The organism is Rhizobium leguminosarum bv. trifolii WSM2297, assembly GCF_000271845.1.
In genome coordinates, this window is the sequence record NZ_JH719392.1 from 238,945 (window position 1) to 263,768 (window position 24,824).

Sequence of the window (24,824 nt, forward strand, 5' to 3'; positions counted from 1 at the left end):
AAGCTGCATGTCGATCATGCCGCCGGTGTGACCGGCGAGCTTGTCGAAACCGGAGAAGCCAAGTTCCGGCCGAATGACGAAGATGCCGACGACAGTCCCTATGCCGATGTCAGGACGGAGGACGGAACCGTCCATCGCCTTTGGGGCGTCAGCCTGCCGAAGGCGCTCGAGGAGGCGGGCATCTCTGCAGGCGATACCGTCACCCTGCGCAAGGATGGCGTCGAGCGGGTCAAGGTCCAGATAGCAGTCGTCGACGAGGAGACAGGCCAGAAGCGTTACGAGGAGAGGGAAGTCGATCGCAACGTCTGGACGGCGAGACAGATCGAAACCGCCGAAGCGCGCCAGCATCGCCTCGAGCGGGAAAGCCATCGGCCGGATATGTTCAAACAGCTCGTCGAGCGATTGTCGCGCTCCGGCGCCAAGACGACGACGCTCGATTTTGAAAGTGGGGCCGGTTATCGCGCCCAGGCGCAAGACTTCGCCCGGCGCCGCGGCATCGATCATCTTTCGTTGGCTGCAGTCGAGATGGAGGAAAGCCTCTCCCGGCGCTTTGCGTGGATTGCCGCAAAGCGGGAGCAGGTGGAAAGGCTCTGGGAGCGGGCAAGCGTGGCGCTCGGCTTTGCCATCGAGCGGGAACGGCGGGTCGCCTACAATGAAGAGCGGAGCGAAAGGATGGTCGAAGCGACCTCCAGCGAAGCACGCTATCTGATCCCGCCGGCCAGTTCCTTCGTCAGAACCGTCGAGGAGGATGCGCGGCTGGCGCAGCGTTCGTCACCGGCCTGGACAGAGCGGGAAGCGATCCTTCAACCGCTGCTGGAGAAGATCTATCGCGATCCGGATGCAGCGCTTGCCGCCCTGAATGCGCTGGCATCGGATGCGGCTATTGAACCGCGCAAGCTTGCCGACGATCTTGCCGCAGCCCCTGATCGGCTTGGCCGCTTGCGTGGTTCCGAACTGATCGTCGACGGACGCGCGGCACGTGAGGAGCGCAGCGCCGCAATGTCGGCCGTGGACGAACTGCGGCCGCTCGCACGGGCCCACGCAACCGAGTTCCGCAGGAATGCCGAACGGTTCGAACTGCGCGAGCAGACGCGGCGCTCCTATATGGCCTTGTCGATCCCGGCGCTCTCCGAACATGCGATGGCGCGGCTTATGGAGATTGAGGCGGTACGCAGCCAAGGCGGTGACGACGCCTATAAGAGCGCCTTTGCGCTTGCCGCCGAGGACCGCTCGGTCGTGCAGGAGATCAAGGCGGTCAGCGAGGCGTTGACGACCCGCTTCGGCTGGAGCGCCTTCACGTCGAAGGCGGATGCGGTTGCCGGACGCAACGTGGCCGAACGCATGCCGGACGATCTAGCGGCTGCCCAGCGTGAGAAGCTCACCAACCTGTTCGAAGCCGTCAAACGTTTTGCCGCGGAGCAGCATCTTGCCGAGCGTCAGGATCGCTCGAAGATCGTCGCCGCGGCCAGCGCCGTTCCGATGGAGCCAGAGGCGGGGCCAGGCAAGAAGCCAGCGAAGGAGAATGTCACCGTGCTGCCGATGCTTGCCGCCGTCACCGAGTTCAAGACGCCGGTCGACGAGGAGGCGCGATCGCGTGTGCTCGCAGCTCCTCTCTATCACCAGCAGCGTGCGGCACTGGCGAATACTGCAAGGACGATCTGGCGCGATCCGGCCGGGGCCGTCAGCATGATCGAGGAGCTGATCCTGAAAGGTTTTGCTGCCGATCGCATCGCCGCCGCGGTGTCCAATGATCCAGCCGCTTACGGTGCACTGCGCGGTTCCGACCGCCTGATGGATAAGATGCTGGCCTCTGGCCGGGAGCGGAAAGAGGCGGCGCAGGCGGTGCCGGAAGCCGCCGTCCGCCTGCGCACGCTCGGGTCGTCCTATGTCAATCTGCTTGACGCAGAACGACGGAGCATTACGGCAGAGCGGCAGCGCATGGCGGTTGCCATTCCCGGCCTGTCGAGAGGGGCAGAGGAGGCGCTCGCGCAACGGGTGGCGCAGCGAAAGAATGGTCGCAAGCTGAATATTCCGGCTGCACCTCTCGATGCAAACATCCGTCGGGAGTTTACTGATGTCAGCAAGGCACTCGACCAGCGCTTCGGGCGCAATGCCCTCATCCGCGGTGACAAGGAGCTCATCAATCACGTGTCGCCGGCGCAACGTGGGGCCTTTGCGGCAATGCAGGAGAGGCTGAAGGTCCTGCAGCAGACGGTTCGCCATGAAAGCAGTGAGGAGATTATTGCGGAACGGCGCCAGCGGGCTGTGAGCCGTGGGCGCGGCATTCGTATGTGAGAGACTTAAACTCGCTACCGAAGCGGGAATGAGCAGGACAAGATTGCCGGTACTTTGTCTGATAAGCCATTGTTATTGCCAGGCATCGCTTTTTGTAACCCGCGCAAATTTCCGAAAACAAGATTCCGACCTGCAAACTATCCGCCAGCCAGACGACGGGCGCAAAAAAAGTCCGGCTGTGAACCGAGCGCTAGATTGCCGTCGCGGGGCCCTCCGTCTGGCGCTATCGTTCTCTCGCCTGGGCTTCTCGATCGGCGCTGGGATCGGATTTGCTACCCTGACGAAGATGGACGTCGTCAATCTGGCCTCGGTATCCGCACCTCTCGTGGCCGTATCTGGGGTGCTTCCTTACCGGTGATCGTTGGAGCGCCGCTAAGCCCTCCGCCGTTATCACCTCTACATTGGAATTTGATTATGCCGCGCACTTCAGGCGGCACGTCGTCTCCCAAATGCTGATCGGCATTTGGTATACACTGATCATCGCTTGCGAGACCGTAATTTTAGCTTACCCGGCGAAAGATAATTTGCCATTCCCTGTTTTGCGGTGCACAATATTTTGCACTGCGAGAAAGGGCCAACCTGATGAGGATTTCCATCTACAAATCAGACGATGAACCTGACTTGACGCTCTTTTTGCGGGAGGGAGCGCCTGTCCCCGCGAATGCCAGGAAACACAAGTGGCGACACTTTAAAGCGGTTACGCGAGATGAAGTTGGGGCGGATCTTCTCAAGAAGTTCGAAGTCGCAAACGGCTACCTTTTTGTTCAGCTTGGCTCGTCGCGGTGCGATGACGTCTAAAGAGGCTGCAAGGTTGATTTACCGCCTGACAGCTCCGGTAGCTGCCTAAACGAGGAGTGACCCTAGAAAATGGGGAACTACGAAGGCAAATAGCAGCGACAGGCCTAGTGATCCGACCGCTTGCGGGGGCAGGGCATAGCTCTGATGGGATCAGGGCCGGTCGGCTGATTCGCCACTTCGACCTCGCCATTCCTCACGGCGGCTACTGGCTGGTCGCGCGCAGCCTCGCTCATCGTCCGCCGTATCCGGTTCGGGGTCGAAATAGCCTGAGCCTATCGCCCGTGCCGCGGCTCCATCTCGGTCAACACTTCTATAAATGCCCTGAGGCCCTGCGGCACATGCCGATGGCCGGCATAATAGAGGCAGAGGCCGGGTATGGCCGGGCACCAGTCGTCAAGCACAGTGACAAGCGCGCCGCTTTCAAGAAAAGGTCGCGCTGTGCGATCCGAGACGTAGGCGATGCCGAGCCCTTTCGCGGCGGCCTGCGCCATCAGGTCGACATGGTCGAGCGTCAGTGCACCGGCAACGTCGACCGCAAGTTCGTGGCCATGCCTCTCGAACTCCCAGCGGAATAGCTTGCCGCTAGGCAGCCGGAAGCGGATGCATGCGTGAGCTTTGAGTTCGTCCGGTGTCTGCGGCGACGAATGTTTCGCGAGATAGGCTGGCGAAGCGACGGCAACGAAGCGGGTGTCGCCGCCGAAATCCACCGCGATCATGTCAAGGGGCACGGCCTCGCGCAACCGGATACCGGCGTCGAAACCCTCGGCCACGATATCGACGAGCCGGTTGTCGGTGACGAGATCGACCGACATGTCGGGATAGCGACCGAAGAACGTGGGAACGGCGGCATCGAGTAGCACCCGCGCCGCGATCTCGCTCGTATTGATCCGCAGCCGGCCGCTGGGTCGGCTGCGGAACTCGTTGACCTCCTCAAGCGCCAAGTCAAAATCCCGAAGTAACGGCGCCAGCCGAGAGACGAGACGCTCGCCGGCTTCCGTGGCGGCGACGCTTCGGGTCGTACGATTGAGGAGGCGTACGCCGATATTGGCTTCGAGTGCGCGCATCATATGGCTGAGCGTTGAAGGCGACAGGCCGAGTTCATCGGCGGCCTTGCGGAAGCTACGATGGGTCATGATTGCTGAAAACGCGGTCAGCTCGGCAAAGGTCGGCTTGTAATTCATGGGTGAAATTCACCAGCTCGTGCAGAATTCAACGGATTAAAACAGCAGTAAATCGATCTATCTCTGCCTTCAAGAGCAGCCGCAATCCCGCGGCATGAAAGGCAAGACGATGACAAAGACATGGATGATCACAGGTGCTTCTTCCGGCTTCGGACGGATCATGACCGAGAACCTGCTGGCGCGAGGCGATCGCGTCGCGGCAACCGTGCGCAAGCCGGAAGCGCTCGACGAGTTGAAGGCGCGTCACGGCGAGAACCTCTGGATCGCCACGCTCGACGTCACCAATGACGAGGCGGTCCGTCAGGTCGTCGGCACTGCTTTCGAGGCAATGGGCCGGATCGACATCGTCGTCAGTAATGCCGGTTACGGCCTGTTCGGCGCTGCCGAGGAGGTCAGTGACGAACAGATCCGCCATCAGATCGATACCAACCTGATCGGCTCGATTCAGGTGATCCGGGCAGCACTGCCGCATATGCGGGCGCAGCGCGGCGGCCGCATCCTGCAAGTATCTTCGGAAGGCGGACAGATCGCCTATCCGAATTTCAGCCTCTACCACGCGACCAAATGGGGGATCGAAGGCTTCATCGAAGCCGTTTCACAGGAGGTCGCACCCTTCGGCATCGACTTCATCATCGCCGAGCCAGGCCCGGCACGCACTGATTTCGGGCGTGGCCTCGTGGCGCCCAAGCCGATGGAAGCCTATGAAGCCACACCGGCGGGCGAAATCCGGCGCGCCATCGCCGAAGGCACGTTCGAAGCCAAGGGCGATCCGGTCAAAATGGTGCAGGCGATGATCGATGTCGCCGGACAAAACCTCGCGCCGAAGAGACTAGCACTCGGCGCCGGCAGCTACACTGCGATCCGCAAGGCGCTGGTCGAGCGGTTGGCCAATCTCGACGCTTTCAAGGACGTCACGATATCGATGGATGTCGATGCATGACCGAGAGCAGCGGCCGATCATCATCATGACCCATCGGCGGAGCGGGTCGTAGACTATTCGGTTCGAGGGCGAAATTTTCGGTACCATCGTAAACACCGCTTGACGCCCTTTCCTCTTTCAGAAATGCTAAGATGTCAGACCAATTCTGCGGGCTGCCTGATAAGAAAATGGGGAACCATGAAGGCAAATCGTCGTGACAGGCCGGTAATCCGGCCGCTTCCGGTCATGGACCGCGCGCGTCAGGTGACCGATGCGCTGGCGGATTATGTCGAGGAAGCCAGGTTGCAGGCGGGCGATCGGCTGCCGGCAGAGCGTGAGCTGATGGCGGCACTTGCCGTCGGCCGCTCGACCATTCGCGAAGCGATCCGCCATTTCCAGGCACTCGGCGTCATCGAGACGCGCAAGGGCAGCGGCACCTATCTCTTGAAGCCGGTGTCCAGGGCGACGATCCATATGCCGCTGTCGTTCGACACCGCTCACCTGCGCGACGTGCTCTTACAGACGCTGGAGGTTCGCCGCGGCATCGAATGCGAGGCGGGCATGGTGGCGGCGCGGCGGCGCACGGTGAAGGATCTTGTCGTCATCGAGGAAAAGTTGAACGCGATGGAGCGGGTGCACCTGGAGAAAGGCACATCCGGGCCCGAGGATCTGGCCTTTCACCTCGCCATTTACGACGCCACTCACAATCCACTGTTTCGCCAGCTCCTCGAGCAGATGCGCGAGACCTTTGAGCGTTTCTGGGAGCATCCGTTCGAGCGGCAGGATTTTGCCCGCCGCTCCTTTCCCTTTCACCGCACTCTTTTCAACGCGATCGCTGCCGGGGATGCCGAGGCGGCGCGCGCGGAAACGCTGAAAATTCTCGGCATCGTCGAGGAAGACATCAAGGAAATGTCCAAATGAGCAACGGCGCAGACCCGTTCGATCTTGCTTCCCTCATCACTGCCCACGACGACGGCAACTTCGCCGACGCCGTCGTGCCGCCGATTTTCCAGACCTCGCTTTTCACTTTTTCCGATTATGACGAGATGATCACCGTCTATCGCGGCGAGAAGGTGCGGCCGACCTATACGCGCGGGCTGAACCCGACGGTGCGTGCCTTCGAGGAAATGCTGGCCAAGCTCGAATGTGCCGAGGACGCGCTGGGTTTTGCGAGCGGCATGGCGGCGATTTCGTCTTCCGTGCTAAGCTTCGTCGAACCGGGCGACCGCATCGTCGCCGTCAGGCACGTCTATCCCGATGCCTTCCGCCTGTTCGGTACCATCCTGAAGCGTATGAAGATCGAGGTGACCTATGTCGACGGGCGCGACGAGGAGGCGGTGGCCAGGGCGCTGCCCGGCGCCAAGCTGTTGTACTTGGAAAGCCCGACGAGCTGGGTGATGGAGGCGCATGACGTCGGTGCGCTCGCAGCCCTCGCAAAGCGGCACGGCGTCATTTCGATGATCGACAACAGCTGGGCAAGCCCGTTCTTCCAGCGGCCGCTGACGCTCGGCGTCGATCTCGTCATCCACTCGGCATCGAAATATCTCGGCGGTCATAGCGATGTGGTCGCGGGGATCGTCGCCGGCTCGAAGGCGATGATCGCCCGCATCAAGGCCGAGGCCTATCCCTATCTCGGCGGCAAGCTTTCGCCGTTCGACGCCTGGCTCTTGATCCGCGGCCTGCGCACGCTGCCGCTGCGCATGCGGGCCCACGAGGCATCGGCGCTCACCATCGCTAGGCGCCTACAGGAAGTCGACGTGGTGGAGACGGTCTGCCATCCGGGACTCGCCAATCGTCTGCCTGCCGGGCTCAACGGCACCTCGGGCCTGTTTTCGTTCATCCTCCGCGAAGGCGTCGATATCCGCGCCTTTGCCGATCATCTCAAGCTCTTCAAATTGGGTGTAAGCTGGGGTGGACATGAAAGCCTGATCGTACCGGGCGAGGTGGTGCTGCAGCAGAAGGCACAGCCGAATTCCGCGCAAAGCTTCGGCATTCATGCGCGATCCGTACGTCTCCATGTCGGCCTCGAAGGAACCGAAGCCCTGTGGAGAGACCTCGAGGAGGCGCTCGCCGCCGCCTCACAATCCTGAAACCTGAGAGAAACCTAACAAGGGGGAACTGAGCATGAAAAAGCTAATAATCTCGACGCTCTTTGCTTCGATGATGGCGGGTACGGCCTTTGCCGATACGACGCTCAAGCTTGTCGAAGTCATCACCAGCCCGGAGCGGACCGAAACGCTGAAATCGATCGTCGGCAAATTCGAAGCCGCCAATCCTGGCACCAAGGTCGACATCATCTCGCTGCCCTGGAACGAAGCCTTCCAGAAGTTCGCGACGATGGTGTCGGCCGGCGACGTGCCCGATGTGATGGAGATGCCCGATACCTGGCTGTCGCTCTATGCCAATAACGGCATGCTCGAAAGCCTCGAGCCCTATCTCGCAAAGTGGGAGCACACCAAGGAGCTGACGCCGCGCGCCCTCGAACTTGGCCGCGACGTCAAGAACACCGCCTATATGCTGCCCTATGGCTTCTATCTCCGCGCGATGTTCTACAACAAGAAGCTGCTTTCCGAAGCCGGCGTCGCAGCGCCACCAAAGACGCTGGAGGAATTCACCGCCGCGTCCGAAAAAGTCTCCAAACTGCCCGGCAAATACGGTTACTGCATGCGCGGCGGCGCGGGGGGCCTCAACGGCTGGATGATCTTTGCCGCCTCGATGGCCGGCGACAACAAGTACTTCAAGGAAGACGGCACTTCGACGATGAACAGCCCCGGCTGGGCCAAGGGCATCGAATGGATGGTCGATCTCTACAAGAAGGGTTATGCGCCGAAGGACAGCGTCAACTGGGGCTTCAACGAGGTCGTCGCCGGATTCTATTCCGGCACCTGCGCCTTCCTCGATCAGGATCCGGATGCGCTGATCGCCATTGCCGAACGCATGAAGAAGGAAGATTTCGGTGTCATGCCGCTGCCGAAGGGTCCCGACGGCAAGTCCTTTCCGACCATCGGTTATGGCGGCTGGTCGATGTTTTCGACCAGCGGCAACAAGGATCTCTCCTGGAAGCTGATCGCCACCCTCGAAGGGCCGGAAGGCAATATCGAGTGGAACAAGCGCATCGGCGCGCTGCCGGCCTATACGGCGGCGGAGAAGGATCCCTTCTATGCCGGTGACCAGTTCAAGGGCTGGTTCGAGGAACTGGCGGACCCGAACACGGTACCAACAGTCATGCCGACCTACCTCGAAGAGTTTGCCTTCTTCAAGGATTCGTTGGCGATCAAGACCTCGCAGCAGGCCTTGCTCGGCGATATCTCGGCGAAGGATCTGGCTGATCAGTGGGCGGACTATCTGACCAAGGCCCAGCAGAAGTTCTTGTCGAAGAAATAAAGACTGAGGGCTTTGAGATTGAAGTCCCCTCATCCGGCTGCCGCCACCTTCTCCCCGCAGGGGAGAAGGTGATAGCCGCAACACCTCCGTTCCTTCTCGCCAAGGGGGTCCGAAGGACGGGTCGAGACCAGTGGCTCGACCCAGGCATAGGTGGCCCGTAGGGTCGGATGAGGGGGCTCCGGTCTCTCCGTTCAGAAGCATCACAAGTTCCCAACCGGGTAAGACACATGGAATCTGCAATCCAATGACCATTTCCGCCGATACGCTCGACATGCGTCGCGACCGCAGGCCATGGCTGCGTCGTCTTGCCGATGCTTCGGAGCCTTATCTCTACAGCGCGCCCTCGCTGATCCTGATCATCGCGGTGATGCTGGTGCCATTGACGGTCGGCATTTCCTATGCGTTTCGCGATATCCAGCTGCTCAATCCGTTTTCCGGCGGCTTCATCGGGCTCGATCATTTCCGCGAGCTTGCCGGGGATGCGGCCTTTTACGGGGCGCTCAGGAACACGCTCTGGTGGACGGGCGCGTCCGTCGTCCTGCAGTTCGTCTTCGGGCTCATCCTGGCGCTGCTGCTGGATAAGCCATTCCCCGGCCGGGCGATCGCGCAGGCGCTGGTTTTCCTGCCCTGGGCCGTGCCGTCCTTTCTCGCCGGCCTGAACTGGGCCTGGCTGTTCAATCCCGTCATCGGGCCGATCCCGCACTGGCTCTTTGCGCTCGGGCTGATGCATGAGCCGGGCAATATCCTGTCGGATCCCAATTATGCGATGTGGGGGCCGATCGCCGCCAATGTCTGGTGGGGCATTCCGTTCTTCGCGATCACGCTTCTTGCCGCGCTGCAAGCGATCCCGCGCGATCTCTACGAGGCGGCCTCGATCGATGGCGCCGGCTGGTTCCAGCGCTTCCGCTCGATCACCCTGCCGTTTCTGGCGCCTACGATCGCCATCACCGTGCTGCTGCGCACCGTCTGGATCTCAAATTTCGCCGATCTCATCGTTGTCATGACCAATGGCGGACCGGCGGACCGGACGCAGATCGTTGCGAGCTACATCTTCACCACCGCCTTCAAGCGGCTCGATTTCGGTTATGCCTCGGCGATCGCGCTGGTGCTGCTGGTGCTGCTGCTTGCCTATTCGATGCTGATCATCCTGCTGCGGCAGACGCTGCTGAACAAGGATTGAGCCCATGAGACGATCCGTGATGCCAACGATCGCGCACCGTCTGGCGATCCTCTGCTATATCGCCTTCGCGCTCTTCCCGCTGTTCTGGCTGCTCAAGGTCTCGGTGACGCCGAACGACCTGCTCTATAGCGAAGGCGTGCGCATGTGGCCGTCGCGCACGACCTGGGATCATTATGCCTTCGTGCTGCGGCACAGCGCCTTTCCGACCTTTTTCAAGAACAGCCTGATCGTCTCGGCCTCGACCGCGGTGACGGTCACGATCTGCGCCTCGCTCTCCGGCTATGCGTTGTCGCGCTTCAATTTCCGGGCAAAATACTGGATCGTCGCGCTAATGCTGCTGACCCAGATGTTTCCGCTGGTCATGCTGGTGGCACCGATCTTCAAGATCCTGTCACCCCTACATCTGACCAACAGCCTGACCGGGCTGGTCATCGTCTACACCGCCTTCAACGTGCCCTTCGCCACCTTCCTGATGCAGTCCTTCTTCGACGGTATCCCGAGGGATCTCGAAGAGGCGGCGATGATCGACGGGGCGACGCAGTTCACGGCATTTCGCCAGATCATACTGCCGCTGACGCTGCCCGGCATCGCCGCCACGCTCGGCTTTGTCTTCACGGCGGCCTGGAGCGAGTTGCTTTTCGCGCTGATGCTGATCAACGGCAATGACGCGGCGACCTTCCCGGTCGGACTTCTCACCTTCGTTTCGAAATTCTCGGTGGATTTCGGGCAGATGATGGCGGCAGGCGTCATGGCGCTCATTCCGGCCGGCCTCTTCTTTCTGCTCATCCAGCGTTATCTCGTCCAGGGCCTGACGGCCGGCGCGGTCAAGGGTTAAACAAATGGCATCGATCGATATCCAGAATATCCGCAAAGCCTATGGCCATGTGCAGGTGCTGCACGGCGTCGACCTCGAAATCCAGGATGGTGAATTCGTCGTGCTCGTCGGTCCGTCCGGCTGCGGCAAGTCCACGCTGCTGCGGATGATCGCCGGGTTGGAGGAAGTCACATCAGGCGAGATCCGCATTGCCGGCGCCAGAGTGAACGAGCTGCACCCTAAGGACCGCGACATCGCCATGGTGTTTCAGTCCTACGCGCTCTATCCGCATATGAACGTCGCCGGCAATATGAGCTACAGCCTGAAACTTCGGAAGACGGCCAAGGAGAAAATTGCAAGTGCTGTCTCCGCTGCCGCCGCCAAGCTCGGGCTCGATCCGCTGCTCGAACGGCGGCCGAAGGCGCTTTCCGGCGGCCAACGCCAGCGTGTCGCCATGGGCCGCGCCATCGTGCGCCAGCCGAAAGCCTTCCTGTTCGATGAACCGCTGTCCAATCTCGACGCGCGCCTGCGCGAACAGATGCGCGCCGAAATCAAGAAACTGCACGGCGACCTAAAGGCGACTTCGATCTATGTCACTCACGACCAGATTGAGGCGATGACGCTGGCGGACCGGATCGTCGCCATGCATGGCGGGGTGGTCCAGCAGGTCGGCAGTCCTCTGGAACTCTACGACCGCCCGGCCAACCTCTTCGTCGCCGGCTTCATCGGCTCGCCGGGGATGAATTTCCTCGAGGCGAGCTATGTCCCAGGCGGGGTGAAGTTGAAGGACGGCACGATCGTGCCGCTGGCAAAGCCGCTGCCGCTTTCCGACGGCGCAAAGGTGACTCTCGGCATCCGGCCGGAGCATGTGGTGATGACGACCGACGGCGCAGGCCTTCCCACGGATGCGGAACTGGTCGAACCCACAGGTTTTGGCATCATCCTGCATCTTGCTCTGCACGGCCTGCCGTTCAAGATCTTCACGCTGGACCGCGAGGCCCTGAAGGCCGGTCCGAAGGTCAATGTGGCCTTCCCGGCGCAATATCTGCATGTGTTCGACGACGAGGGAAAACGCATCGATTGAGCAGTTGAGAAAGGTAGCTCGTCACCGTCGGTTTCGGCATCCTCTCTTCGCCAGTAGCCCGGAGGTACGGTATGCTTATTGCGCAGATATCCGATATCCATGCACGCCCGGACCTTTCTTCGCTTCGGACGCTGGGGAGAGCGATAGGGTGGCTGCGTGTGTTTCGGCCGGATGCGCTTGTTGTCACCGGAGACCTGGTGGATGATGCCTGGCGGGAGGGTTATCGTCTAATCGCCGAAAGCCTGCACGCGCTGGACTGCCCCGTGCATCTATTGCCAGGCAACGGCGATGATGTGCAGTTGATGCGCTCCGAATTTGCCGCTATCGGCACATGGCTCGGTGCACCGGGACCGCTGCATTTCCGGGTAGCCGTCGATGATCTTACCCTGTTCGGTGTCGATGTGACCGTAGCCGGTCAGAGCTACGGCGATCTCTTGCCTCATCTGCCGTGGCTGACGAGTGCGCTCGCGGCGGTGACGACGCCGGTCCTTCTGTTCATGCATCAGCCGCCATTCAGGATCGGTATAGAGGTGTTGGACCAGGTCGGATGCAGGAACGGTCATGCGCTTCTCGGCGCCCTGGAGGGAATGGACAGGCAGCCGCTGGCGATTCTCTGCGGTCATGTCCACCGACCTATATCTGGACGGCTGGGGTCAATCCCCGTCCGGACCTGCGGCTCGCTCTGCCCGCCCAATCCGCTTCTGCTCGAGGGCCGCGACGATCTTCCTATTATCGACGCGCCATCCTTCCTCGTGCATGACGTCAGCGACGGGAGGCTCATTTCGCATATAGTATCGATTGCTGCGCCCGCTTAGAACAAGAGACAGGTTGAACGGTGAAACCTCACGTGCCGCGAGCGGAAAAAACTTTTGCCGCATCGCCCGCAAGGGTTATATCCCCTGCGTGATCTTGCTGGAGTGGATGCCATGACCGACACTGTACTCGACCGCTTTCTCCGTTATGTCGTTATCGACACCCAATCCGATCCCTCCTCGCCGACGCAGCCGACCACCGAAAAGCAAAAGGATCTCGGACGGGTACTGGTTGACGAACTGCTGAAGATCGGTCTTGCGGATGCGCATCTCGATGAACATGGTTATGTCTATGCGACCATTCCCGGAAACAGCGACAAGGTCGTGCCGGTCATCTGCTTCTGCTCGCATATGGATACGGCACCCGATTTCAGCGGCACCAGCGTCAAGCCGCAGATCGTTGCGAATTATGCCGGCGGGGATATCAAACTTGTCGGCGATCCGAGCCGGGTGATCCGTGTTGCCGAGCATCCCGAGTTGAACAACCAGATCGGCAACGAGATCGTAACCACCGATGGAACGACGTTGCTCGGCGCTGACGATAAGGCGGGACTGGCGGAAATCATGACCGCGGCCCAGATCCTCGTCGCCAATCCCGAGATCAAGCACGGTACGATCAAGATACTGTTTACCCCCGACGAGGAAGTCGGGCGCGGCGTCAACAAGGTCGACCTGAAAAAACTCGGCGCCGACTTCGCCTATACGATGGACGGCGAGACATCAGGTCATATCGAGGACGAGACTTTTTCGGCGGATGGCGTCGAGATTGCCATCTCAGGCGTGGCGATCCATCCGGGCTTTGCCAAGGACCGCATGGAAAATGCCATCAAGATCGCCGGCGCCATCATCGACCGGCTGCCGCGGGATGTTGCGCCGGAGACCACCGAGGGCAAGCAGGGCTTCATCCATCCGGTCGGGGTCTCCGGCTCGATGGAGAAGGCTTCGCTGAGCTTGATCATCCGCGATTTCACCGACGAGGGGCTGGTGGAGAAGGAAACGATGCTCGAAGCCATCGTCAAGGACGTTATGGCTGGCTATCCCGGCTCGACCTATCATTTCCAGGTCAAGGAGCAGTATCGCAACATGAAGGTGGTGCTCGATCGGCACCCGGAGATCGTCGACAACGCCATCGAAGCCGTGCGGCGCGCCGGCATGACGCCAGTGCGCGGCAGCATCCGCGGCGGCACGGACGGCTCGCGCCTCTCCTTCATGGGTCTGCCATGCCCGAACATCTTCGCCGGCGGCCATGCCTTCCACTCGCCGCTCGAATGGGTGAGCCGCCAGGATATGGAAAAGGCCGCCCAGACGATCGTGGAGCTTGCAAGGGTCTGGGAAGAGCGCGCTTAAGGCCGCGCTTTTACCTCATGCAAACCGAAACGGCGGCGTTAGCCGCCATCCGCCTGCATGCTCCCGCGCAGCATCACACTGTCATAGGCGGGGCGGGGGATGGGGATCGCGATCGGCATTCCCGGTTCGGGCTCGATCGAGGGGGCCGGTGAGGTCACCGGCGCTGTCTCTGGCAGAGTGACTGGCGTTGTGATCTGCATCTGCGCCGTGCTCGCCGTCGCCATCGGGTCCGGAGCCGGCAGAGGAACCGGAACGGCCGAGGGGATCAGCGCCTCGAATTGCGGCGGCAGCATGCTTTCGCCCGGCACATAGTTCATCGCGACCTCATAGGCGGGCAGCGGCGGCGGGGTTTGGAGCATGCCATTGGCGTCGCGCTTCTCATAGAAGGCGTTGCCGCCGGCGACTGCCACATAATGCATGTTGTTATAGGGGAATTTCAGCCCGTCGGTGTGGAAGAACATCGCATCCTTAACCGCAGGATGGCGTGCGCCCTTCAGCAGGATCGCATCAGCAGCCGTCGCAAGCTCGGTTTCGGCTTGCGGCTTGACTTCGCGCGTCATCACGCCCGGCGCAAACTGCTTCTCCTGGGCGACGACGCCGCAGATCGATGGAGGATAGGCGCCGGACGTGAGCCTATTCATGATGACCGTGCCTACGGCCAGGTAGCCGTCCTCATCCGAGTGCTGCGACTCGAAATACATCGCGCGCTGCAGGCAGTCGCGGTCCTTTTTCGTATAGTTGAAGGTAACTTTCGCCGGTTGAACCTGCTTTGTCTTCGCCGCCGTTGCCGCCGGTTTCGATGTCGTCGTGCAGCCTGCGGCCGCCAGCCCTACGAACAAAATCCCGATCAGGGATTTTCCAAAGGAAATCTCCGCCCTCAACGCAAGGTGCCTCCTGTGGTATTAGTCCTACTTATTACCGCGAAAATCTTTTACTCGTCATATGATTGAAATACAAACAACCATAGATAACAAAACGCGTGAGGGACTCTCGCCATCTGCGATTCCGGTCAAATGGTCCTCGTAACGCGCATTCTCCATTAGCTGCGGAACAGCTTCCAGCGGGTCGGCTTGAAGGCCACGCGGTTCCGGTCGAGCCTGTCGGCCTCGCTCGGCGGCAACTCGATCTCGATATGCGGGCGGTTGTTGCCGATATCCAGTTCGATATGGCGGGTGCCGGCGACGCGGCGGCTGGAGACCGGCTGGCCGGCGATGCAGTTTTCAGCTGATTCGCAGAGCCTGACGTCGTGCGGGCGGAAGTAGAGCTGCGCCGTGCCGTCCGGCTCGCCCTCGGCATTGAGGCCGAGCGACCGGCCTTCGAAGCGGATGTCGCCGCCTGAGATTTCGACCTCCAGGCAGTTCGACTGGCCGATGAAACCGAAGACGAAGGGCGAGTTCGGATTATCATAGACCTCATCCGGCGTGCCGACCTGTTCGATCGCTCCCTGGCTCATGACGACGACGCGGTCGGCGAGCTCCAAGGCCTCGTCCTGGTCGTGGGTGACGAAGACGGTGGTGTGTCCGGTGCGGTCGTGGATTTCGCGCAGCCATCTGCGCAGGTCCTTGCGGACCTGGGCGTCGAGGGCGCCGAAGGGTTCGTCGAGCAGCAGCACGTTTGGCTCGACAGCCATGGCGCGGGCAAGCGCCACGCGCTGGCGTTGGCCGCCAGAAAGCTGGGCCGGATAGCGTTTTTCGAGACCGGAAAGCTGGACGAGGTCGAGCAGTTCCAGCGCCCGCCGGCGGATGTCAGCCTTCTGGGGACGCCGGGCACTCTTTCTGACCCTCAGGCCGAAGGAGACGTTATCGAGCACCGTCATGTATCGGAAGAGAGCATAATGCTGGAAGACGAAGCCGATATTGCGCTGCTGGACGGTCTTCCTCGAAGCATCTTCGTCACCGAAGAAGATCTGCCCCTCGGTCGGGCTTTCCAAGCCGGCGATCAGGCGCAGCAATGTCGTCTTGCCGGAGCCCGAAGGGCCGAGCAGTGCGATAAGTTCGCCGGTGCGGATGTCGAGCGAGACATCGTGCAGGGCCGGAAAACGATCGAATTCCTTGCGAATGTTTTGAACGCGTACTTCCATTCCAAATCCTTCAGTGCCGCCGGCTGGCGGAGATCTCCGCGCTGTAACGCATTTCCAGCAGCGTCTTCAAAACAAGAGTCACGAGTGCAAGCAAGGCCAAAAGCGTGGCGACGGCAAAGGCACCGGTGAAATTATATTCGTTATAGAGGATCTCTACCTGCAACGGCATGGTATTCGTCTGGCCACGAATGTGGCCGGAGACGACCGAGACGGCGCCGAATTCGCCCATGGCGCGGGCGTTGCAGAGCAGCACGCCGTAGAGCAGACCCCATTTGATGTTCGGCAGAGTCACGTACCAGAAGGTCTGCCAGCCGCTGGCGCCGAGCGAAAGGGCTGCCTCCTCGTCGGCAGTTCCCTGTTCCTGCATCAGCGGGATCAGTTCGCGGGCGACGAAGGGGAAGGTGACGAACATCGTTGCGAGGATCAGCCCCGGCACGGCGAACAGGATCTTGATGTCGTTGGCGCTGAGCCAATGGCCGAGCCAGGTATTGGCGCCGAACAGCAGCACGAAGACAAGACCGGAGATGACGGGCGAAACGGAGAAAGGCAGGTCGATCAGCGTCGTCAGAAAGGCCTTGCCCTTGAACTCGAACTTGGCGATCGCCCAGGCGGCAGCGACCCCAAAGGCGAGGTTGAGCGGCACGCTGACGCCGGCGACGATCAGGGTCAGGCGGATCGCCGAGAAGGTTTCGAGATCCCCGAGCGCCTTGATGAAGGTGCCGGGTCCCTTGCGGAAGGCCTCGACGAAGACCGCGGCCAGCGGCAAGAGCAGGATCAGCAGCAGGAAGACCAGCGAGATGATGATCAGCGTGAAGCGCGCGACCCTGTTTTCGGTGGTCACCGAACGCAGCTTTACGGGTTGAACGGTTGCATCAAGCGCCATAGCCATACCTCCGCCTGCTCCAGCTCTGGATGAGATTGATGACGAGCAGCATAGCGAACGAGAGGACCAGCATGATCGCCGCAATGGCGGTCGCTGCCGCGTAATTATACTCTTCGAGTTTGATGACGATCAGCAGCGGTGCGATTTCCGATTTGAACGGCAGGTTGCCGGCGATGAAGATGACCGAGCCGTATTCGCCGACACCACGGGCAAAGGCAAGCGCGAAACCGGTCAGCACGGCAGGCGCCAGCCCCGGCAGCAGCACGCGGAAAATCGTCTGGAAGCGGTTGGCGCCGAGCGTTGCCGCGGCCTCTTCCACTTCCTTGTCGATTTCCTCCATGATCGGCTGCACGGTGCGAACGACGAAGGGCAGGCCGACGAAGATCAGCGCCACGACGATGCCGGCCGGCGTAAAGGCGATCTTGATGCCGAGCGGCGTCAGGAACTGGCCGATCCAGCCGTTCGGCGCGTAAAGCGTCGTCAGGGCGATGCCGGCGACGGCGGTCGGCAGCGCGAACGGCAGATCGACCATGGCGTCGATGATGCGCTTGCCGGGGAAGCGGTAGCGTACCAAGACCCAGGCGAGAATGATGCCGAAGACGACATTGACGATCGCAGCGATAAAAGCGGTGCCGAAGCTGATGCGCAACGCATTCAGCGTACGCGGATCGAGCGCGATCGACCAGAATTTCTCCCAGCCGAGCGCGCTCGACCGGACGGCAAGACCGGAGAGCGGGATGAGAATCAGAAGGGTGAGCCAGGTCAAGGTAAGGCCGAGCGCCATTCCGAAACCTGGAATGACGCTCGGCCTCTTGAACCGCCACCGCGTGGGGCTATGTGCTTTCATGAAGCGTATTATTGGGCCGGCTTGTAGATTTGGTCAAATACCCCGCCGTCGCCGAAGAATTTCGGCTGTGCGGTCTTCCAGCCGCCGAAGTCGTCGATGGTCGCAAGCGTCAGCTTCGGGAAGCGGGCGATGTCGGCCGGATCGGCGACTTCCGGCTTGATCGGCCGGTAGTAGTGCTTGGCGGCGATCTTCTGGCCTTCGTCCGAATAGAGGTAGTTGAGATAGGCCTCGGCGACCTTGCGCGTGCCCTTTTTGTCGACGTTGCCGTCGACGACGGCGACCGGCGGGTCGGCGCGGATCGAGAAGCTCGGCGTCACGATCTCGAACTGGTCGGGGCCGAGCTCTTCAAGCGAAAGATAGGCTTCGTTTTCCCAGGCCAGCAGCACGTCGCCGAGGCCGCGCTGGACGAAGGTGGTCGTCGCGCCGCGCGCACCGGTGTCGAGAACCGGAACGTGCTGGAGCAGTTTGGCCACATAGTCCTGCGCCTTCGCGTCGTCGCCGCCATTGGCCTGCTTGGCCCATGCCCAGGCGGCAAGGAAGTTCCAGCGGGCGCCGCCCGATGTCTTCGGGTTCGGCGTGATGACCTGCACGTCGTCCTTGATCAGGTCGCCCCAATCCTTGATGCCCTTCGGATTGCCCTTGCGGACGAGGAAGACGATCGTCGACGTATATGGCGTCGAATTGTTCGGCAGCTTGGATTTCCAGTCAGCCGGGATCTTGCCGGTCGCCTTGGCGATGGCGTCGATATCGCCTTCGAGCGCAAGCGTGACAACGTCGGCGTCGAGGCCGTCGATGACCGAGCGGGCCTGGGCACCGGAACCACCATGCGATGCCTGGATCGTCACGGTTTCACCATTGTCCTTCTGCCACTTGGCGGCAAAGGCGGCATTGAAATCCTTGTACAATTCGCGGGTCGGATCATAGGATACGTTGAGCAACGCCTGATCCGCGAATGCAGGAGCAATGCTCCCGATCGCGAAGCTGCCTGCCATGACCGCGGCCGCGAAGAGCCGGGTTAGCCGTTGTGTCTGCATGGGAACCCTCCTGTTGTCTGTCTTAACTCTATCAACTCAGTCGTATAATGAAACGAAGTTTGTTCCGGTTCTGGCCGTACCCTTAGAATGTCATTCCATTTGATGGCTCATCTTGAAATGGACGACCCGGAGTTGGCCGCGGCCAATCGGGGAGCTCGCCTCCTGCGCAAGGGTCGTGTTCTTTTGGCCACAGTTCCTCCACGAAAGAGACACGGTCATGCGGATTTTTGCCGGGTTTTTGCCACGATGACACTTGCGGATTCCTATATGGCGTCGGTGCGGCCGTATTCGCCGACCGCTCGCGGGGGCAACCCTTGAAGTGCGCCTCGCATTCCAAACCTGTTAAGGGCCATTTAAAATGAATATCAGAACTATCCTTTTTGCCTCCGTTGCCGCCCTTGCCGCGGCATCCGGAGCCCGCGCTGCCGACGCCATCGTGGCGGCGGAACCCGAGCCCGTGGAATATGTTCGCGTTTGCGACGCCTACGGTACCGGCTATTTTTATATTCCAGGCACGGAAACATGCCTTTCGATCGGCGGTTACATCCGTACCGAAGTGCGCTTCGGTGACCAGATCTCCGGCGATTCCGACGTAAACTTCTGGACTCGCGGTCAGGTCACCTTCCAGACCAAGAACGACACCGAGTACGGCACGCTCACCGGCGTCATCACGCTGCGTTACAATGCCGACAATGCCTCCGATCAGGAAGCTCTGCTGGACGAAGGCTATATCGACATTGCCGGCTTCCGCGTCGGTAAGCTCTACAGCTGGTGGGATGACGACATGAGCGGCGAGACCGATACGCTCGCCAGCAACGAGACGACCCACAACTCGATCCGTTATCAGTACGAGTCCGGCGCTTTTGCGGCCGGCATCTCGGTCGACGAACTGGAAGAAGACTACGCCACCAAGCCGGGCGACGGCCCGAACAACTTTGGTGTCGCAGGCCAGGTCTCTTACAAGGCCGGCGCCATCAGCGCTTACCTGCTTGCCGGTTATGACACCGACACCAGCGAAGTCGCTGTCCGTGGTATCGTCTATGCCGACATCGGCCCGGGCACGCTCGGCATCGCCGGCGTTTGGGCAAGCGGCGCCAACTATTACTACGAAGAGTCCGAATGGACGATCGCAGCAGAGTACGCCTTGAAGATCAACGACAAGTGGAAGATCACCCCCGGCTTCCAGTACTTTGAAAACATCGCTCTCGAAGCTGACGGCAACGGCTTCACCGGCGGCAGCGCCTACACGACTGGTGTGACGATCGACTACCAGATCGTCGAAGACCTGCGTTCGAAGCTCAGCGTGCAATATCACGATGAGGACGAAGGCGACGACGAAGTGTTCGGCTTCCTGCGCTTCCAGCGCGATTTCTAAGATCGTCTGATTACAGACGGGCGGGCGCGGCCTTCGGGCCCCGCCCTTTTTTATGTTTTCTACACCCGAGAATCGGCGATGAAATCGGAATAGAATTCGTCGACCGTCCTTGCCTTGCGCATGGCGACAAGGGTGCCGTCCGATTGCAGCCGCCGGGCGATGGCGGAAAGCACGTTCAGATATTCGCCGCGATTGTTCTCCCCGAAGAGCAGCACGAAGGCGATATCGGTCGGGATATCGTCGATCGCCTCGAAATCCAACGGCCGGGCGAAGCGGAGGAGCAACCCGCGCGGGCTGGTCATGCCGTCGATCGCCGCATGCGGAATGGCGATGCCGTTGCCGATACCCGTGGAGCCGAGTTTCTCGCGCGCTTCGAGCGCGTTCAGGATGATCTGCGCATCGATGGAGAAAGCCTTGGCGGCTCTGTCTGCTATGGTCTGCAGCGCGCGCCATTTCGTCGGGACCGACACGCCGATGAAGGTGTGCTCCGGCCGGATGATGTTGGGAAGGTTCATGTCATTCTCGATACGATTGGGCTCGATACGATTGGTCTCGATACGATTTGGGCACGATACGGCTCGGGCGCAGGCGGCAACGAAGGTCAATCCGGTTCCCTGAGCCGGTAGCCGACGCCGGTCTCGGTGGTGATATAGTGCGGCTGGTCTGGAATCTGTTCGACTTTTTGCCGCAGCTGCCTGATGTAGACCCGCAGATATTGCACATCCGCCGCCGGTCCCCATACCTGCTTCAAAAGAAACTGGTGTGTCAGCACTTTGCCGGCGTGCTGGGCGAGCACGCGCAGGATGTCGTATTCCTTTGGCGATAATTTTATGTCCTGGCCATCGACCTTGACGATGCGCTTGACGAGATCGATCGACAGGCCGCCGGTCTGGAAGATCGCTTTTTCGCCCTGCTGCTGCAGCCGGTGGCGAAGCGCCACGCGGATGCGGGCGCCGAGTTCGTTGACGCCGAAAGGTTTGGTGACGTAGTCGTCGGCGCCGCTTTCCAGCGCCTTGACGATGCCGGCTTCGTCGGTACGGCTGGAGAGGATGACGATGGGCATGGAAAGACCTTCCTCGCGCCACTCCTGCAACAGGTCATGGCCGGATGTGTCGGGCAGGCCGAGGTCGAGCACGACGAGGTCGGGCATGGCCTCGGCGACCGACTGACGGGCGCTTGCAGCGTTCGGCGCCTCCTGCACCTCATAGCCCTGCGCGGTCAGGCCGACGCGGAGCAGCTTGCGGATCGGCGGTTCGTCGTCGACGACGAGGATTTTGACGGCTGAACCGGTCATCTCAATCATCCAGTTTCGGAATGTCGGTGGGTTTCGGCAGGCGGATGGTGAAGACGGCGCCGGGGCGGCCTGTCCGGTTGCCAGCGGTGATCTTGCCGCCCATCGCCTCGATGAAGCCGCGGCAGATGGAAAGTCCAAGGCCTGTGCCGGCGCGCACCTGGTCGCCCTTGCGCACGCGGTAGAAGGTGTCGAAGACGCGGGTAAGATCGGCCGGCGGGATGCCCGGGCCTTCGTCTGAGACCTGCAGGACGACGTGGTCGGCATCGGACCAGCCCTCGATGTGGATTACCGAGCCCTCGGGCGCATATTTCGCCGCGTTGTCGAAGAGGTTGAAGATTACCTGCTCGAACAGCACCGGATCGACGCGCACCATCGGCAGGTCGGCGGGAATGCGCATCTCGGTCTTGTGGTGCTCTAGGATTTTTGCGGCGCGACGCAGTGCGCTGCCGAGGATGTCGCCGGCATAATGCAGCGCAGAGTTCGGCTCCATCGCCCCGGATTCGATCTTGGTCATGTCGAGCAGGTTGGCGATGAAGCGGTTGAGACGCTCGGACTCGTCGACGACGGTTGCGAGCAGGTCGGTGCGGTCCTCCTCCGGCATCGAGGCGAAATAGTCGCGCAGCGTGCCGGCGGCGCCGAGGATGGCGGCAAGCGGTGTCTTCAGGTCGTGCGAGATCGACGTCAGCAGCGCCGAGCGCAGCCGGTCGGCTTCGGCCGCAAGCCTTGCCCGGTCGACATCGGCGACGAGCTGGACGCGCTCGATGGCAAGCGCCGCCTGGTCGGCCAGCGCGTCGAGCAGCCGCTGCTGCTCTGGCGTCAGCAGCGGCCCGTCGCGGCGGTCGCTGTCGAGGCCGATGACGCCGACAGCGGTGCGCCCGGTTCTGAGCGGCACATAGAGACGTTTGGCGCCGGGCAGGGTATCGGCGCCACGGCCGGCGGCGTGATTGTGCTCCCAGGCCCAGCGGGCGGCGGCGATATCGGCATCGTCGAGCGTGTCGTCCGGTGGGTAGCCGGCCTTGACGGCGATGCGGTCTTCTTCCGGCAGCAGCAGCACGACCCGAACCTTCAGCATTGAGGCGAGTTGGAAGGCGGTCGCCCAGAGCACGTCGTCGAGTGTGCCGGTGCCGGCGAGCTTCTTGGAGAAGAGATAGAGATCCTCGGTCGTGCGCGCCCGCTGCCGGGCAGCGGCGGCTTGGCGCTGCACGGTCGCGGTCAAATTGCTGGCGATGATCGCAACACCGAGGAAGAAGAAAAGCGCAAGCACGCTTTCCGGATCGCTGATCGTCAGCGTGTAGCGTGGCGGCAGGAAGAAGAAGTTGAAGGAGAGCGCGCTGAGGATGCAGCTGTAAAGGGCAGGGCGTAAGCCGTGGAGGACTGCAGAGGTCAGCACCGCCATCAGGAAGACGAGGGCAAGGTTGCGCACGTCAAGCACCTGATCGAGAACGACGCTGACGCCAAGCGCGACGGCGACATAGCCTGTCGCCAGCAGGTAGGCGCGCAAATCGAATGCCGGCGCGGTGGCCACGGTCTTGACGCCGCGTGAGGTCGTGCCGTCCTTCTCGCTGCCCGAGATGACATGGACGCTGATCTCGCCGGCCTTGCGGATCAGCTCATCGGTGATCGAGCGATCCCACCAGTCGCGCCAGGTCGGCTTCTTCGGGGCGCCGATGACGATATGGGTGACGTTGTTGGCGGCGGCGTGGCGGACGAGCTCTTCGGCCACTTCGCGGCCGGGAATGGTGATCGCCTCGCCGCCGAGCTGTTCGGCCAGGCGCAGCGTTGCGGCGACCGTATCGCGCTCGGTTTCGGTCAGATTGATCGAGCGGTTGGTCTCGATATAGACGGCGGCCCAGGGCGCGCGCAGCCGCGAGGCCATGCGGGCGGCATAACGCACCAGCGAGGCGGAGCGCGGATGTTGGTCGACCGAGACAAGGACGCGTTCGCTCGCCGCCCAGGGGCCGGAGATCGCGTGGGCCTGCATGTGGGTGAGCAGCTGGTCGTCGACCCGCTGGGCGGTCTTGCGCAGCGCAAGCTCTCGCAATGCCGTCAGGTTGCCCGGCGTGAAATAGTTGGTCAGTGCCCGCTCGGCGGTGCGCGCCATATAGACCTTGCCGTCATGCAGCCGTTTGATCAGATCATCCGGCGTCAGGTCGATGATCTCGACGTCGTCGGCAAGGTCGATGATCGAGTCCGGCACCGTCTCGCGCACGCGTATGCGGGTAATCTGCGAGACGACGTCATTCAGGCTCTCGACATGCTGGATGTTCAGCGTCGTATAGACGTCGATGCCGCGATCGAGCAATTCCTTGACGTCGAGATAGCGCTTCGGATGGCGGCTGCCCTCGACATTGGTGTGGGCGAGTTCGTCGACTAACACCAGATCGGGCCGGCGGGCGAGGATGTCGTCGAGGTCCATCTCCTCGAGCGGCCGACCCTTGTAGCTGATTTCGACGCGCGGGATGATCTCGAAGCCGGCGAGCAGCGCCTCGGTCTCCTTGCGGCCGTGGGTCTCGACGACGCCGATGACGACATCGAGACCGTCGGCGATCTTGGCGCGGCCGGAGATCAGCATTTCATAGGTCTTGCCGACGCCGGGGGCGGCCCCCAGAAAGATTTTCAGACGGCCGCGGGTTTCGGCGCGGGCCTTTTCGAGAAGCGCATCGGGCGAGGGCCTGCCGGGCTGGTCGCGATTGTCGTCTGGCATGCGCATCGTCTTTCTGCGAATGAAGCCACTGAGAATGCGTTGCGTCCGCCCCACCCTCCGTCATGCTCGGGCTTGAGCGGGCTTGAGCCGAGCATCCAAACCGCATCCACTGGTAGCTGTGGCATGGATCCTCGGGTCAAGCCCGAGGATGACGGCGAGTGGGGTTGGCCTCATCGCCAAACCCACATTGAACCCGCCAAATTCACTCAGTCATAGAAGCATCAAGGCTCTGATTCAACGCCAGAACATTGACGGTCGGCTCGCCGAGAATGCCGAGTTCGCGGTCGTGAACGGCGCCGTCGACCAACGCCTTGACCTTGGCCTCATCCACACCTCGTGCCTTGGCGACGCGCGGTACCTGGAAATAGGCGGCCTCCGGCGAAATATCGGGATCGAGACCGCTGCCCGACGCGGTGACGAGGTCGGCCGGCACCTCCGCATTCGGGTTTGCTGCCTTGGCGGCGTTGTAGTCGCCCTTGACGCGATCGATGAGCTTCTGGCTGGTCGGGCCGAGATTGAAGCCGCCGGAGGCGGCCGCATTGTAGCCGTCGCCGGCATCCGAAGGACGGCCGTGGAAATAGGTGTCGCTGGTAAAGGCCTGACCAATCAGCGCCGAGCCGATCACCTGGCCATTCTTCTCGACCAGGCTGCCGTTCGCTTGGGCAGGAAAGAGGGCCTGGGCAGCACCGGTCATGGCCAGCGGATAGAGAAGGCCTGTTATGGCGGTGGTGGCAACGATCATGACGACAGCCGGACGAAGTTCTTTCAACATTGTTCTTACTCCTTGACGTGT

At 61.5% G+C, this 24,824-nt stretch carries 21 protein-coding genes; 11 read left to right on the top strand and 10 right to left on the bottom strand.

The features are described from left to right. Positions 1 to 2,295, top strand: a 2,295-nt coding sequence (locus RLEG4DRAFT_RS01050) for a BID domain-containing protein (RefSeq protein ID WP_003574677.1), incomplete at its 5' end; no start/stop codon positions are given. A gap of 1,070 nt (positions 2,296 to 3,365) precedes the next feature. Here RLEG4DRAFT_RS01050 and RLEG4DRAFT_RS01060 read toward each other — a convergent pair. Beyond that, complete coding sequence (locus RLEG4DRAFT_RS01060; RefSeq protein ID WP_003574679.1) at positions 3,366 to 4,274, bottom strand: LysR family transcriptional regulator; 909 nt, start codon at positions 4,272 to 4,274, stop codon at positions 3,366 to 3,368. 109 nt (positions 4,275 to 4,383) lie between these two features. On the opposite strand from RLEG4DRAFT_RS01060, the gene RLEG4DRAFT_RS01065 reads away from it, so the two are divergent. From RLEG4DRAFT_RS01065 to pepT, 9 genes are all read left to right on the top strand, one after another. Continuing rightward, positions 4,384 to 5,214, top strand: coding sequence for an SDR family oxidoreductase (locus RLEG4DRAFT_RS01065; protein WP_003574680.1), 831 nt, complete (start codon positions 4,384 to 4,386; stop codon positions 5,212 to 5,214). Between the two features lie 177 nt (positions 5,215 to 5,391). Continuing rightward, positions 5,392 to 6,114 (top strand): FadR/GntR family transcriptional regulator, encoded by a 723-nt coding sequence (locus RLEG4DRAFT_RS01070; protein WP_003574681.1) that lies wholly within the window; start codon positions 5,392 to 5,394, stop codon positions 6,112 to 6,114. Continuing rightward, on the top strand, positions 6,111 to 7,283 hold the full coding sequence (locus tag RLEG4DRAFT_RS01075; protein ID WP_003574683.1) for a PLP-dependent transferase: 1,173 nt from the start codon (positions 6,111 to 6,113) through the stop codon (positions 7,281 to 7,283). Before RLEG4DRAFT_RS01070 ends, RLEG4DRAFT_RS01075 begins: the two co-directional genes overlap by 4 nt. Before the next feature lie 34 nt (positions 7,284 to 7,317). Then, the gene (locus tag RLEG4DRAFT_RS01080; RefSeq protein WP_003574684.1) at positions 7,318 to 8,577 is read left to right on the top strand and encodes an ABC transporter substrate-binding protein; all 1,260 of its coding nucleotides are present in this window, start codon (positions 7,318 to 7,320) and stop codon (positions 8,575 to 8,577) included. A 244-nt stretch (positions 8,578 to 8,821) separates the two neighbouring features. After that, entirely contained in the window at positions 8,822 to 9,757 is a 936-nt protein-coding gene (locus RLEG4DRAFT_RS01085) for a carbohydrate ABC transporter permease (RefSeq protein WP_003574686.1), read from the top strand. Positions 9,758 to 9,761: 4 nt separating this feature from the next. Next, positions 9,762 to 10,592, top strand: a complete 831-nt coding sequence (locus RLEG4DRAFT_RS01090) for a carbohydrate ABC transporter permease (RefSeq protein WP_003574687.1) — start codon at positions 9,762 to 9,764, stop codon at positions 10,590 to 10,592. 4 nt (positions 10,593 to 10,596) lie between these two features. After that, the gene (locus RLEG4DRAFT_RS01095) at positions 10,597 to 11,655 is read left to right on the top strand and encodes an ABC transporter ATP-binding protein (RefSeq protein ID WP_003574689.1); all 1,059 of its coding nucleotides are present in this window, start codon (positions 10,597 to 10,599) and stop codon (positions 11,653 to 11,655) included. A 71-nt stretch (positions 11,656 to 11,726) separates the two neighbouring features. Beyond that, a complete protein-coding gene (locus RLEG4DRAFT_RS01100) occupies positions 11,727 to 12,470 on the top strand; it encodes a metallophosphoesterase (protein WP_003574691.1) in 744 nt (247 codons plus the stop codon). Positions 12,471 to 12,581: 111 nt separating this feature from the next. Then, positions 12,582 to 13,814, top strand: coding sequence for a peptidase T (gene pepT, locus RLEG4DRAFT_RS01105; RefSeq protein ID WP_003574693.1), 1,233 nt, complete (start codon positions 12,582 to 12,584; stop codon positions 13,812 to 13,814). Between the two features lie 38 nt (positions 13,815 to 13,852). Here the strand turns inward: pepT and RLEG4DRAFT_RS01110 are convergent, their stop codons facing one another. The 5 genes from RLEG4DRAFT_RS01110 to RLEG4DRAFT_RS01130 form a co-directional block, all read right to left on the bottom strand. Next, entirely contained in the window at positions 13,853 to 14,695 is an 843-nt protein-coding gene (locus RLEG4DRAFT_RS01110; protein ID WP_003574695.1) for a cell wall hydrolase, read from the bottom strand. A 158-nt stretch (positions 14,696 to 14,853) separates the two neighbouring features. Next, positions 14,854 to 15,894 (bottom strand): sulfate/molybdate ABC transporter ATP-binding protein, encoded by a 1,041-nt coding sequence (locus RLEG4DRAFT_RS01115; protein WP_003574697.1) that lies wholly within the window; start codon positions 15,892 to 15,894, stop codon positions 14,854 to 14,856. Positions 15,895 to 15,904: 10 nt separating this feature from the next. Further along, positions 15,905 to 16,777 carry a sulfate ABC transporter permease subunit CysW gene (gene cysW, locus RLEG4DRAFT_RS01120; protein ID WP_003574699.1) on the bottom strand — a complete coding sequence of 291 codons (873 nt, stop codon included), beginning with the start codon at positions 16,775 to 16,777 and terminating at the stop codon, positions 15,905 to 15,907. After that, positions 16,767 to 17,624: a sulfate ABC transporter permease subunit CysT gene (gene cysT, locus RLEG4DRAFT_RS01125; RefSeq protein ID WP_003574700.1), complete on the bottom strand. Its 858-nt coding sequence runs from the start codon at positions 17,622 to 17,624 to the stop codon at positions 16,767 to 16,769. Before cysT ends, cysW begins: the two co-directional genes overlap by 11 nt. Positions 17,625 to 17,632: 8 nt before the next feature. After that, positions 17,633 to 18,658, bottom strand: coding sequence for a sulfate ABC transporter substrate-binding protein (locus RLEG4DRAFT_RS01130; RefSeq protein ID WP_003574702.1), 1,026 nt, complete (start codon positions 18,656 to 18,658; stop codon positions 17,633 to 17,635). 358 nt (positions 18,659 to 19,016) lie between these two features. On the opposite strand from RLEG4DRAFT_RS01130, the gene RLEG4DRAFT_RS01135 reads away from it, so the two are divergent. Continuing rightward, a complete protein-coding gene (locus RLEG4DRAFT_RS01135) occupies positions 19,017 to 20,033 on the top strand; it encodes a porin (RefSeq protein WP_003574704.1) in 1,017 nt (338 codons plus the stop codon). A gap of 59 nt (positions 20,034 to 20,092) precedes the next feature. On the opposite strand, the gene RLEG4DRAFT_RS01140 is transcribed toward RLEG4DRAFT_RS01135, so the two are convergent. The 4 genes from RLEG4DRAFT_RS01140 to kdpC all read right to left on the bottom strand — a co-directional run bounded on the left by RLEG4DRAFT_RS01140 (position 20,093) and on the right by kdpC (position 24,803). Continuing rightward, complete coding sequence (locus RLEG4DRAFT_RS01140) at positions 20,093 to 20,548, bottom strand: PTS sugar transporter subunit IIA (protein WP_003574706.1); 456 nt, start codon at positions 20,546 to 20,548, stop codon at positions 20,093 to 20,095. 86 nt (positions 20,549 to 20,634) lie between these two features. After that, positions 20,635 to 21,327: a response regulator transcription factor gene (locus RLEG4DRAFT_RS01145; RefSeq protein ID WP_003574708.1), complete on the bottom strand. Its 693-nt coding sequence runs from the start codon at positions 21,325 to 21,327 to the stop codon at positions 20,635 to 20,637. Between the two features lies 1 nt (position 21,328). Beyond that, positions 21,329 to 24,031 carry a sensor histidine kinase gene (locus tag RLEG4DRAFT_RS01150; protein WP_037093135.1) on the bottom strand — a complete coding sequence of 901 codons (2,703 nt, stop codon included), beginning with the start codon at positions 24,029 to 24,031 and terminating at the stop codon, positions 21,329 to 21,331. 202 nt (positions 24,032 to 24,233) lie between these two features. After that, the gene (gene kdpC, locus RLEG4DRAFT_RS01155) at positions 24,234 to 24,803 is read right to left on the bottom strand and encodes a potassium-transporting ATPase subunit KdpC (RefSeq protein ID WP_003574711.1); all 570 of its coding nucleotides are present in this window, start codon (positions 24,801 to 24,803) and stop codon (positions 24,234 to 24,236) included. Between the last annotated feature and the right edge of the window lie 21 nt (positions 24,804 to 24,824).

What these genes read in the sequence shown, in the direction of transcription:
- RLEG4DRAFT_RS01060 (WP_003574679.1), bottom strand. Translation starts at nt 4,274, where the DNA reads ATGAATTACAAGCCGACCTTTGCCGAGCTGACCGCGTTTTCAGCAATC.
- RLEG4DRAFT_RS01065 (WP_003574680.1), top strand. Translation starts at nt 4,384, where the DNA reads ATGACAAAGACATGGATGATCACAGGTGCTTCTTCCGGCTTCGGACGG.
- RLEG4DRAFT_RS01070 (WP_003574681.1), top strand. Translation starts at nt 5,392, where the DNA reads ATGAAGGCAAATCGTCGTGACAGGCCGGTAATCCGGCCGCTTCCGGTC.
- RLEG4DRAFT_RS01075 (WP_003574683.1), top strand. Translation starts at nt 6,111, where the DNA reads ATGAGCAACGGCGCAGACCCGTTCGATCTTGCTTCCCTCATCACTGCC.
- RLEG4DRAFT_RS01080 (WP_003574684.1), top strand. Translation starts at nt 7,318, where the DNA reads ATGAAAAAGCTAATAATCTCGACGCTCTTTGCTTCGATGATGGCGGGT.
- RLEG4DRAFT_RS01085 (WP_003574686.1), top strand. Translation starts at nt 8,822, where the DNA reads ATGACCATTTCCGCCGATACGCTCGACATGCGTCGCGACCGCAGGCCA.
- RLEG4DRAFT_RS01090 (WP_003574687.1), top strand. Translation starts at nt 9,762, where the DNA reads ATGAGACGATCCGTGATGCCAACGATCGCGCACCGTCTGGCGATCCTC.
- RLEG4DRAFT_RS01095 (WP_003574689.1), top strand. Translation starts at nt 10,597, where the DNA reads ATGGCATCGATCGATATCCAGAATATCCGCAAAGCCTATGGCCATGTG.
- RLEG4DRAFT_RS01100 (WP_003574691.1), top strand. Translation starts at nt 11,727, where the DNA reads ATGCTTATTGCGCAGATATCCGATATCCATGCACGCCCGGACCTTTCT.
- pepT (WP_003574693.1), top strand. Translation starts at nt 12,582, where the DNA reads ATGACCGACACTGTACTCGACCGCTTTCTCCGTTATGTCGTTATCGAC.
- RLEG4DRAFT_RS01115 (WP_003574697.1), bottom strand. Translation starts at nt 15,894, where the DNA reads ATGGAAGTACGCGTTCAAAACATTCGCAAGGAATTCGATCGTTTTCCG.
- cysW (WP_003574699.1), bottom strand. Translation starts at nt 16,777, where the DNA reads ATGGCGCTTGATGCAACCGTTCAACCCGTAAAGCTGCGTTCGGTGACC.
- cysT (WP_003574700.1), bottom strand. Translation starts at nt 17,624, where the DNA reads ATGAAAGCACATAGCCCCACGCGGTGGCGGTTCAAGAGGCCGAGCGTC.
- RLEG4DRAFT_RS01130 (WP_003574702.1), bottom strand. Translation starts at nt 18,658, where the DNA reads ATGCAGACACAACGGCTAACCCGGCTCTTCGCGGCCGCGGTCATGGCA.
- RLEG4DRAFT_RS01135 (WP_003574704.1), top strand. Translation starts at nt 19,017, where the DNA reads ATGAATATCAGAACTATCCTTTTTGCCTCCGTTGCCGCCCTTGCCGCG.
- RLEG4DRAFT_RS01140 (WP_003574706.1), bottom strand. Translation starts at nt 20,548, where the DNA reads ATGAACCTTCCCAACATCATCCGGCCGGAGCACACCTTCATCGGCGTG.
- RLEG4DRAFT_RS01145 (WP_003574708.1), bottom strand. Translation starts at nt 21,327, where the DNA reads ATGACCGGTTCAGCCGTCAAAATCCTCGTCGTCGACGACGAACCGCCG.
- RLEG4DRAFT_RS01150 (WP_037093135.1), bottom strand. Translation starts at nt 24,031, where the DNA reads ATGCCAGACGACAATCGCGACCAGCCCGGCAGGCCCTCGCCCGATGCG.
- kdpC (WP_003574711.1), bottom strand. Translation starts at nt 24,803, where the DNA reads ATGTTGAAAGAACTTCGTCCGGCTGTCGTCATGATCGTTGCCACCACC.